This is a genomic window from Lentzea albida, from assembly GCF_900111005.1.
Classification (GTDB): Bacteria; Actinomycetota; Actinomycetes; order Mycobacteriales; family Pseudonocardiaceae; genus Lentzea; species Lentzea albida.
Genome location: NZ_FOFV01000029.1, coordinates 71005 through 81593, shown reverse-complemented (window position 1 = coordinate 81593; position 10589 = coordinate 71005). Strand labels below are relative to the sequence as shown.

7 protein-coding genes are annotated in these 10589 nt (G+C 66.9%); 3 read left to right on the top strand and 4 right to left on the bottom strand.

The genetic code is table 11. The features are described from left to right. The coding region (locus BMY74_RS41920; protein WP_177230209.1) for a helix-turn-helix domain-containing protein at positions 1 to 1904 on the bottom strand (1904 nt) is incomplete at its 3' end. Positions 1905 to 2752: 848 nt separating this feature from the next. Further along, positions 2753 to 3160: a superoxide dismutase, Ni gene (gene sodN / locus BMY74_RS41915; protein ID WP_030476597.1), complete on the bottom strand. Its 408-nt coding sequence runs from the start codon at positions 3158 to 3160 to the stop codon at positions 2753 to 2755. 75 nt (positions 3161 to 3235) lie between these two features. On the opposite strand from sodN, the gene BMY74_RS41910 reads away from it, so the two are divergent. Beyond that, positions 3236 to 3538 carry a S24 family peptidase gene (locus BMY74_RS41910; RefSeq protein WP_256557366.1) on the top strand — a complete coding sequence of 101 codons (303 nt, stop codon included), beginning with the start codon at positions 3236 to 3238 and terminating at the stop codon, positions 3536 to 3538. On the opposite strand, the gene BMY74_RS41905 is transcribed toward BMY74_RS41910, so the two are convergent. Then, a complete protein-coding gene (locus BMY74_RS41905) occupies positions 3528 to 4127 on the bottom strand; it encodes a dTDP-4-dehydrorhamnose 3,5-epimerase family protein (RefSeq protein WP_089927366.1) in 600 nt (199 codons plus the stop codon). The genes BMY74_RS41910 and BMY74_RS41905 overlap by 11 nt on opposite strands. A gap of 334 nt (positions 4128 to 4461) precedes the next feature. Between BMY74_RS41905 and BMY74_RS41900 the strand changes: the two genes are divergently transcribed. Both BMY74_RS41900 and BMY74_RS41895 read left to right on the top strand, forming a co-directional pair. Next, positions 4462 to 5658, top strand: a complete 1197-nt coding sequence (locus BMY74_RS41900) for an NAD(P)-dependent malic enzyme (RefSeq protein ID WP_425434906.1) — start codon at positions 4462 to 4464, stop codon at positions 5656 to 5658. Positions 5659 to 5883: 225 nt separating this feature from the next. Then, positions 5884 to 9051 carry a bifunctional diguanylate cyclase/phosphodiesterase gene (locus BMY74_RS41895; protein ID WP_245786695.1) on the top strand — a complete coding sequence of 1056 codons (3168 nt, stop codon included), beginning with the start codon at positions 5884 to 5886 and terminating at the stop codon, positions 9049 to 9051. On the opposite strand, the gene BMY74_RS41890 is transcribed toward BMY74_RS41895, so the two are convergent. Continuing rightward, entirely contained in the window at positions 9013 to 10563 is a 1551-nt protein-coding gene (locus BMY74_RS41890; protein WP_089927343.1) for a bis-aminopropyl spermidine synthase family protein, read from the bottom strand. The genes BMY74_RS41895 and BMY74_RS41890 overlap by 39 nt on opposite strands. Positions 10564 to 10589: the final 26 nt, after the last annotated feature.

Genomic DNA, 10589 nt, shown 5'->3' with positions numbered 1-10589 from the left:
CTGGCGAGGTCGGGCAGGTATGCGTCGGGTTGGGCTTCGGCCAGGCTGCGGTAGGTCTGCACTGCTTCGTGGATGGCAGTGAGTGCTTCTTGTGCACGGCCGAGTTTGCCTAGTCGAACGGCGACATTATTCAGACTCTCAGCCAAGTAAGGAAGCAATTCATCATGACCATGCGCCGCCTCAGTGCGATGGAGCGCTGCTTCCGCTTGTGTCAGCAGAACCGCAGTCTCGGCAAGAGCTAGTGTTCGTGAAGGAATCGCAGCTGAAAGAATTCGAAGATCATCGACGTGCAATTCTATCTGAAGTACTGCCTCATTTATGGCTTCAACCAAAGGGGTGGAGAATTCTACGCGCGATGCTGCCGTGATTGCCGCGAGCAATAGGCGGCTCGGGTATTGACGGCACCAGGTGGTGATCTCACGAGTCATCTGATCTTTGAATTCAGCCTGCTTCGCCGTGCGTGCGCAGACTGTCAGAAAGTGTACCGCCTCGTCCCCATTCGCGGTTGACGCCAGCCTGTCGAAGGTGCCTGGGCGTTCGAGAATCAATCGCCCGATAAGTCGTTCCACGATACTATCTGGCAATGTGTCTACAAATCTGCCAGCAGCGGGCGGGTACAATTGGGCCAGCCAAGAAGCAACTGCATCCAGGCGGTCATAGGGTTGATCAGCCATTCCTGGGACACGTGCAATTGCGCTTGTCAGCGCATCAGCAGTAGTTGGGCCAAGCAACATTGCGGCGGCCACCGCGTCGGTAAGGGTGGCAAGGCTCAGGTTTGTGAGCAAACTTTCAGCCTGCGCTGTTGAGTTCCAGTATCTCCGCTCATGGTCTAGCAGGCGGTCCACGGGAGCGCGCGTCAGTCCGTCGGAGTAGACTGATACAGCGGGGGTAAGATTCCTTGCGGCATCCAATAGATCGGCCAGGGCGGCTGCCTGTATCTCCAAGATGGTGGAATCCGGTCGGAGCGGAGATGGTGCTTCAGCTATCACCTTGGCGGTAACAGAAGCCGAATCATCAGGGAGCGCGCCGAGTAGTCCGAGTGCACTTGAGAAAGCTAGCGCTGCATTCTTATAGGATGCAGCCTGTTCCGCCCCATTCTTGGCCAGTGGTTGCAAGTGCAATACTACCGCAGTATCAACGTAGTCGCCCGTCAACTCATTATATTCGGCAACGCTGTCCCACCATGCTCCCGCTGAACGTGCCAGCAAAAGAACCTTCGCCGATGGGCTCGGGCGCTTCTTTCGCCCAAGAATACCGATCAGGGAGGTTGTTAGATCAATTTGCGCTTCGGCATAGTCGATAACCAATAGCATCGGTTGGTCAATATTGGTTAGCGCGGTTAGTGAGCTGTCGTCGTAAGTACGGTTGGGCCAGCCCGTGAGCCATCCCTTGTCGGCGAGATCGCGGCTGAAGCTGCGGGCGAGTCGCGTTTTCCCTTGACCGCCGGAGCCGTATATAAGAAAAATCCCAAATCCTGGCCTGCTGCTCCATTCATGCAATGCTGCGAATACTTCTTCTCTTCCTTGAAAAGGGACGATTTCCTGGTGCGCGGACAGCAGGCTTGCTGGGGAATTTATTCTTTCATGGGGAGTAAGCCGTGACTGTTCATTAAAGAACTCGACTATTTCAGAACTGTCTGGCCGGACAGTCGTCAAGCTGCTTTCCGTCGTTTCGCCGAGCAGGTATCCGGCAGACACTCCGAGTGCCCTGGCGAGTACAGCAAGTTCTGGCGCGGTTACGGAGCGTCGAACGCCAGATTCGATCTTCGCGATCGTGCTTCGTGTTAGCGAACGGCTGCCCTGCCTGGCGCACTCGTCAGCCAGGCGCTGTGCCGACCAGCCCTTCTCCTTACGGAGGCGCCGCACCTCGGCGGCAAGCGCGGGGTTGTCAGCCGCGTAGGTCATGCCGCCTCCCGAATTTGATCTTCCTTCAGTGTATGCCATGCTTGCGCTAGTGCTCTGATTCGGAGCAATATTGTGCCGGTTGGGAGCAAGTACGGGTCGGGCTCGGTCCCGGCCTGAACGCCTCCCTGAGGCTTGGGTGAGGTGTGCAACCTCCCCGTGGATGTTGGAGGTCACATGTGTACCCAAGAGCCCGAATCGGACGCAGGTCGTCGTGCTACCCAGGTGGCCGTGATCCTTGTATTGGGCTTCATCCTTGGGATTGGTGGGGGAGTCTTGTCTTGGCTGGGTGGAGTCAGCGTGCCTCTGGCTGTGCTTACCGGCTTTGGAGCGCTTGGTGGGGCGTGTCTCTTCATGCTGGCAGTGCTTCGGTATGTGCGTTCAGGTGCGTAGCTGCGACCATGGGCGCATGCGGGTCGCTCTGCGCCCTGTCGGGAAAGGCTTCAGTGGTGCCCAAGGCGAGCGCCGGCCTTCGGGTCGGTCGTTACCAGCCAGCTGGCTACCCAGGCACTGGGGCCACCGTGCAACGCAGGGGATGCGCGGCTGTTGGCGTTGTCCGGTCTGGATGAACAGCACATGTTCCAAGCTTGACTGAGTTGCGTGAGGCGCTCGACCACCGCGACTAGGGGTAGTTCGACACTTGGGTGCGAACGTGCGAAGTCTTGTATGTGCTGCGGCTTCCCGTCAGCGTCGTGTCCAGACGGTCTAGCAGATCAGAAGCCTGTCGCAAATGGTCCATTGAGGACTGATATGGGCCGTCTGGGGGCCGTTGGGCGACGCCAAGGGACGAAAAACGACGCTGACCAACGAAGAGGTTTTCGCTGGTCAGCGTCGTTTGCAAGGCTCTGACCTCAGCCTTGCTTGGTCTCCCAGAAGATCTTGTCGATCTGGGCGATCAGGTCGAGCAGCGCCTGGCCGGAAGCCGGGTCCATCGAGCCCTTGGTGCCCGACGCGCCCGCCGCCTTGGTGGCGCGGTTGAACAGGTCGTGCAGCTCGGGGTACTTCTCGAAGTGCGGCGGCTTGAAGTAGTCCGTCCACAGCACCCACAGGTGGTGCTTGACGAGCTCGCTGCGCTGCTCCTTGATCAGGACGGCGCGCTCCCGGAACTCCGGGTCCTCGTTGGCCTGGTACTTCTCCTGGACCGCCTTGACCGACTCGGCCTCGATGCGGGCCTGCGCGGGGTCGTAAACACCGCACGGCAGGTCGCAGTGCGCGGTGGCTTCGACGCGCGGGCGGAGAATGCGCGACACGAGTCGCATCGTTCCTCCCAGAATGAAAAAACAGTGGATGCTCCGACAGGTAGGACCCTACTCCGGCCACGCGAAAGGTGATCGTTGAGACCGCGTCTGTCCACCGTGCTCGTGCGCGGGCCGTCGATGGCCCCCGCCCTCAGGAACGACGACATCGTGCTGGTCAGGTGGGGTGTGGAGCCCGTGCCGGGGCAGATCGCGCTCGTGCGGTGGGCGAGTCGGCCCGGTCAGCTGTCGGTCAAACGTGTCTCTCATCAAGTGGACGGCGGGTGGCACGTGGTGGGCGACAACCCGTTCGCGAGCACGGACTCCGAACACCTCGGACCTGCGGAGGTGCTCGGAGTCGTCAAAGCTCGACTATGGCCGAGGCCGACTCTCAGACCTTGAGGGACGCGTACAGCGCGACGCAGTCCTCGTAGCGGGGGAGGACGCCTGCCTCGTAGGCCTCGGCGAGGGTGGGGGCCGAGGTGTCCTTCTCCGACAGCTGGAACTCGAGCTCGCGCGGCCACGGGAGGTCGAGCGCCGGGTCGAGCGGGGTCAGGCCGTGTTCGCCGGTCGGGTTGTAGACGGTGGAGCAGAGGTAGTTCATCGTCGTGTCGTCCTCCAGCGCGATCATCGCGTGGCCGAGGCCCTCGGAGAGGTAGACGGCGTTGCACTTCGTGGAGTTCACGAGGACGGCGTCCCACTGGCCGAAGGTCGGGGAGCCGACGCGGATGTCGACGACCACGTCGATGAACGAGCCTCGCGGGCAGAAGACGTACTTCGCCTGGGACGGCGGGACGTCGGCGTAGTGGATGCCCCTGATGGTGCCCGCGCGGGAGACGCTGTGGTTGGTCTGGGCGACCTTCAGGGGGTGCCCGACCGCCTCGACGAAGGCTGCCTCCTGGTACGGCGAGACGAACACGCCGCGGTCGTCGGGAAATGTCCGAGGGGTGAACTCGAACGCGCCGTCAATTTTCAGCGAACTCGCCAGCATGGCCGTCACTCTAAGGCGTCATTCTTCTTGAACGATTGGGTGCTTCCTGCCTGCAGAAACTGACCGGTCGGTGCAGAAAACCGGACGGACGTCTTGCTACATGCCCTCTGACCTGCGGAAAAAGTGTGATCCCCGCCGCAGACAGCGGCGCCGGACCCTGCCACACTTCCGTCACCCGCAGCACTCGGGCGCTTCAACGGTGGAAAACTCATCCATGAAGTCGACCGGGTTTCAAGGCCCCGTGTACCCGGCGTGACAACGCTGGGCCGGTGCGCCGTTTGGTGATGAGCCCAAGTTGGGGCAAATACGCCGCCCGCACCGCAGGAGGGACCCCGTGACAGCAGTGAACGAAGCCCGTACCGAGAACTCGGATCCGACGCAGTTGACGGATGACGAGATCTTCAACGCGCACCTGGGCGGGAAGCTCGAGGTCGGTGCGACCGCCTCGCTCGCTGACCCGAAGGCGTTGTCCATCGCCTACACCCCCGGTGTCGCCCGAGTGAGCAAGGCCATCGCGCAGGACGCGTCGCTGGCCGCGAAGTACACGTGGGCGCACCGCCTCGTCGCCGTCGTCAGCGACGGCACGGCGGTGCTCGGTCTCGGTGACATCGGCCCCCGCGCGTCGCTGCCCGTCATGGAGGGCAAGTCGGCGCTGTTCAAGACGTTCGGCGGCCTCGACTCCATCCCGCTCGTGCTCGACACGACGGACGTGGACGAGATCGTCGAGACGCTCGTGCGGCTGCGCCCGTCGTTCGGCGCGGTCAACCTTGAGGACGTCTCCGCGCCGCGCTGCTTCGAGCTGGAGCAGAAGCTGATCGAAGCGCTCGACTGCCCGGTCATGCACGACGACCAGCACGGCACGGCCGTCGTGTCGCTGGCCGCGCTCAACGGCGCGAACGAGGTCCTCGGCAGGAACATCGGCGACCAGCGGGTGGTCATCTCCGGTGCGGGTGCCGCGGGCATCGCGATCGCCAAGATCCTCATCGCCGCCGGCGCCGGTGACATCACGCTGCTCGACTCGCGCGGCATCGTCCGCACGGGCCGCGCCGGGCTCAACCCGATCAAGGAAGAGATCGCGGCCGTCACGAACCGGAGCGGCCTCGACGGCGGCATCGACGTGGCCCTGCGCGGCGCCGACGTCTTCATCGGCGTGTCGTCGTCCAAGGTGTCCGAGGACCTCATCGCGAGCATGGCGCCCGGCTCGGTCGTCTTCGCGCTGTCGAACCCGGACCCGGAGGTGCACCCGGAGGTCGCGGGCAGGCACGCCGCGATCGTGGCGACCGGCCGCAGCGACTTCCCGAACCAGATCAACAACGTGCTCGCGTTCCCCGGCATTTTCCGCGGGGCTCTCGACGCGGGTGCGCGCCGGATCACGGAAGGCATGAAACTCGCCGCCGCGGATGCCATTCTCGCGGTCGCGAAGGATGATTTGGGCCCAGACCGAATTGTTCCCTCGGCACTGGACCCGCGCGTCGGACCCGAGGTCGCGGCGGCTGTGGCCGTGGCGGCGAAGGCCGACGGAGTCGCCTGATCCCGCTCTCCTATTCGCCACCGATTTGCATCTTCACGGGAACCGGAACCACGAACGTGGCTTTTCGTTAACCCGTGCAGGGGTGGGCGATGACGCTCTGAAGCGCTACCGTCCCTCTCCACGGGTGTTCACCCGTGGAGAGGGTTCGTGTTTGCCGCCGTTCGGGTGCCGTTGTCTTGCCCACCCGAATTGCCGCGGGCGGTGAATGCGGGAGAGGGTGGGTCGGTGCCCAAGTGGGTGGGACGGGCGACGGTGGTGAACGGCCGTGCACGGACGGCTGCGAAACCCCCGATGACGCTCGACGGGCTGACGTTGCCCGATGCTCCGTCGTTGCTCGTCGACGTCAAGGGCGTCGTCATGCAGGCCAACCCCGCCGCCGTGGAGCTCGCGGCCGCGCAGGGGGCCGACGACCTCGTGGGGCACCCGCTCGGTGAACTGCTCCTCGGCAACTCCTCCGACCTGCGGCTGCTGCGCGCGGACGGTTCCGAGCTGCCGGTGCGCGTCGCCCGCCACGCCGTTCCGGGAACGGGCCTGCAGGCCGTCCTGCTGATCGACGTCTCCGACCTCTCCGCCGCCGCGGACGCGCTGCGCGACGAACAGCGCCGGCTGCGCAAGGTGCAGCGGGTCGCCGAACTGGGCTCCTGGGAGTTCGACCCCGGCACGGGCCTGACCGTCTGGTCGGACACGCACTACGAGCTCCTCGGCCTCGAACGCGGCACGGTCGTGCCCGGCGCGCAGGCCGTCCTCGACGTCGTGCACCCCGACGACTACCGGATGGTCGAGACGTACTGGCACGGTCGCGAGATCACCGGCGACCCGATCGACATCGAGTACCGCATCGTCCGCCCGGACGGCCAGCTGCGGTGGATCCGCGGCGTCGCCGAGGCGAAGCTCGACGACGGGGGCTCCCTCGACAAGATCACCGGCTACATCCGCGACATCACCGAGGCCAAGCGCGCGGCCAGCGAGCTCGCCCAGGAACGGGCGCGGCTGCTGGAGGCGCAGCGCATCGCCCGCATCGGCAGCTGGGCGTACGAGACGGGCACGCGCGCCGTGCACCGCAGCGAAGTGCTGATGGAGATGTTCGCCGAGCTCGGCATGACGCCGGACGAGGACCTGCTCAGCGGCGTGCACCCGGACGACCGCGAGGCCGTCAAGGAGCTGCGCCACCGGTTGCTGCACACCTCCGACGACGCCCCGGTCGAGATCGAGGTCCGCAGCGAGATCGGCGAGCGCGTCTACATGTGCCGGGCCCGCGCGGAGATCGCGCCGTCCGGCCGCATCGAGCGCTACCACGGCACCATCCAGGACATCACCGAGGCGCGGGCGCTGGAACGCCAGATGCGCGAGGACCGCCGAAGACTGGCGGACGCGCAGCAGGCCGCCCGACTCGGCATGTGGGAGTGGAACCCGGCCAACGGCGTGGTCGTTTGGTCGGACATGCTGCGCGAGCTCTACGGCATCCCTGCGGACGTCGGCGGCAGCTACCAGTACTACCTCGACCTAGTGCACCCCGAGGACCGCGGCTGGGTCGACGACCTGTGGCGCCAGCTCTCCGTGGACGAGGTCGCCGTCCAGTGCGAGCACCGCGTGGTGCGGCCCACCGACGGACTGACCCGCATCTTCCGCTGCCACGGCATGATCGTCCACGACCCGCGCGGCAAGCGGCTCGCCGTCGGCACCGCCCAGGACGTCACCGAGCAACGGGCCGCCGAGGCGCGCATGAAGCGGTCGTCGCAGCGCTTCACCGACCTCGTGTCCGTGACGCCCGTGGGCATCGGCCTGTTCGACGAGGGCGAGCGCCTGGTCGACGCCAACGACGCGTTGTGCGACCTGCTCGGCATGGAGCTGGAGCAGCTGCGCGGCATGACGGCGGAGCAGCTCACCCACCCCGAGGACACGTCGCCGGGCCTGCAGTGGGCCGCCGAACGCACGCAGAAGATCCCGCAGCGCATCCTCGTCCGCCCCGACGGCGAGAAGGTCTACTGCGAGCTGCACATCGCGCTGTCCGTGCAGGACGACGGCCGCCGCTTCTGGCTGATCGTGTTCCTCGACATCACCGAACGCCGCCGCGCCGCCGAGGCGTTGCGCCACCAGGCCACGCACGACGAGCTGACCGGCCTGCCGAACCGCGCGCTGGTGAAGGAGATCCTCGGCAAGGCGCTGGAGGGTCCCGCCCGCTCCAAGGTCGCCGTCCTGTTCTGCGACATCGACAACTTCAAGCGCGTCAACGACTCCCTCGGCCACGACGCGGGCGACGAACTGCTGGTCGCCCTGGCCCGCCGGCTCGAGGGCGGCCTGCCCGACGGCTGCACCGCCGCCCGCCTGTCCGGCGACGAGTACGTGATCATCTCCGAGGACATCGACTCGGTCGGCGGCGTCGACGCGCTGGCCACGCGGGTCGCGTCGCTGCTGCGGACCGCCGTCCCGGTGCACGGCCAGCTGGTCAGGGTCTCCGCCTCGATCGGCGCCGCCGTCCCGAACGGCTCGCGCGCCAACGGCGCGGACCTGCTCCGGTTCGCCGACGCCGCGATGTTCGAGGCGAAGCGCGCCGGCGCCGGCCGCGTCTCCCTGGCCTCGGCCGCGCTGATCGCGTCGGCCGACCGCCAGGTGCACCTCGAAGGCCAGCTCCGCGACGCCCTGCAGCACGACGGCCTCGCGTTGCACTACCAGCCCGTCGTCGGCGTCGACGGCGCCGTGCTGACCGCCGAGGCGCTGGTGCGCTGGCCGCACCCCGACCGGGGTCTGCTGCCGCCGGACGTGTTCCTGCCGGTCGCCGAGCAGGGCGACCTGATGCGCGAGCTCGACCGCTGGGTGCTGCGCACGGCCCTGCGCGAGGCCGCGACCTGGCCCGCGCCCGACGGCCGCCCGGTGTCGGTGGCGGTCAACCTCGCCGGCCTGGTGCCGGGTGATCCCGAGTTCGTCGACATCGTGTCGACCGCGATCATGGAGTCCGGCGTCCCGTGGGAACGCGTGGTGCTGGAGCTCGTCGAGACGGCGTTCGTCGACCTGCCCTCGCGCGTCCGCCAGTCGATGGACGAGCTCGTGAAGCGCGGCGTGCAGTTCGCCGTCGACGACTTCGGCACGGGCTACTCGTCGCTCGCCCGCCTGAAGGACCTGCCGGCGCAGATCATCAAGGTGGACCGGCGCTTCGTCTCCGGCGTGGGCAACGACTCCTCGGACTTCGCCGTCGCCCGCGCCGTGGTCGACATGGCGCGGGCGATGGGGCGCAAGTGCGTCGCGGAAGGCGTCGAGACCGCGACGCAGTTCCACGTCCTGCGCGGCGTCGGGGTGGACGCCTACCAGGGGTGGCTGTTCTCGCGTCCGGTGCCGCCCAAGGAGTTCCGCGCCGTGCTAGCCCTCGGTCCGCTCCACATACCCCGCGCTGGCTGAGACCTCCGGCAGCAGTGCCGCGATCCGGTGCTTCGGCAGGTCGATCAACCTCAGATCGAGGTCGTCCTGCCGCACCGACGCGTTGTCGACGATCTCGGCCGCCTGCCGCTTGGTCAGCACGCCCTGCGACGCGGTGATCAACGCCTCGCGCCACACGTTGCGGAGCTTGCCGTGCGCCTTCATCAGGACCTCGCGGACCGTGCGCTCGCCCAGCGACAGCGTGCCGGTGAGGACCTGGTCGGCGACGACGATCGTGGTCTTGGCGTCCGGGTTGTTGCGCAGGAACTTCAGCTTGAACCTGGTCCGCACCAGTTCCTGCAGCTCCTTCTGCCCGGCTTCCGACGACACCGCGGGGTGGTTGTTCGGCACGAGGCACGCCAGCCGTGCGGGCGAGGACGCCAGCAACGTGCGCAGCAGCCACGGTCCCGGATCGGCGGACAGGTCGACGGCCAGTGAGGCCGCGCCCTTGCCGACCGGCTCGGCCCAGCCGGCGCCGCGCGGCTTCGGCGGGGGCGAGGACTCGGGACGCGGAGCCAGTTCCGACAGCGCGGCCAGGGCTTCCTTGGAGGGCCCCGACGACTCGACCGACTGCGCGCCGTGCGTGTAGATCCGCGTGCCGCCGGACACCGCGCGCCTGCCCGTGGGCCGGCACACGTACAGGTCGGCGGCCGACCCGATGGCCTGCGCGCCGTCGAAGCGGTGGAACGCGGGCAGGACCGCCTCGAACACCAGCCCGAGCTTCAGCAGTTCCTGCTGCACCTTCAGGCCCAGCGCGGGGGTGCGGTCGGAGAACCCGTACGCGAGCAGGATCCGCCCTCCCGCGATGTCCTCCAGCGCCTCGATGCCGCGTCCGGCGAACAGGCCCATGCCCTCGGCCGTGTACGGCGGGTCGCTGAACACGAGGTCCGCGGACTCGAGCACGGCCTGCGGCAGCCCGAAACGCATGTCGCAGTGCAACGTCCGGATGTCGAGCCCGCGCGCCTCGGCCCGTGAGTCGATGAACTCCAGCAGGCGCTCGTCGAGGTCCACGACCGTGATCGACACGTGCGGGTTGACGGCGGCGACGGCCAGCGACGTCAGGTCGTGGTCGCCCAGGCACAGCAACCGCTTGCCCGCCAGGTCGTACGTGGAGTCCAGCCACACGGCGCGGTTGAGCGCCGTCTCGGCCGTCGCCTGCACGTGGTCCAGCGAGGACAACGGCGGTGGCACGTCGGCGATGTCCACGAGGATCTGCCGCAACACGTCGGTGTGGTCGCGCACACCGGCGACGCCGAACTCCGCGCGGTAGGAGGCGACCACACCGGGCGCGATGCGGTAACGATCGTCTGAAGATTCGGCGTCGTCGCCCAGGGCCCTGAGCAGGTCCTGCACGGTGCGCCGGGGCACCGCGGGCAGGCGCACCAGTTCGGCCAGCGGGTGCCAGTCCTCGCTGAGCAGGGACAACACCTCGCGGAGCTTGCGGCCGTGCACTCCGCGCTCCGCCACCAACTGCCGGACCTGATCGATTGTCACAAGCGGTAAACCATACGGCCTGTCAC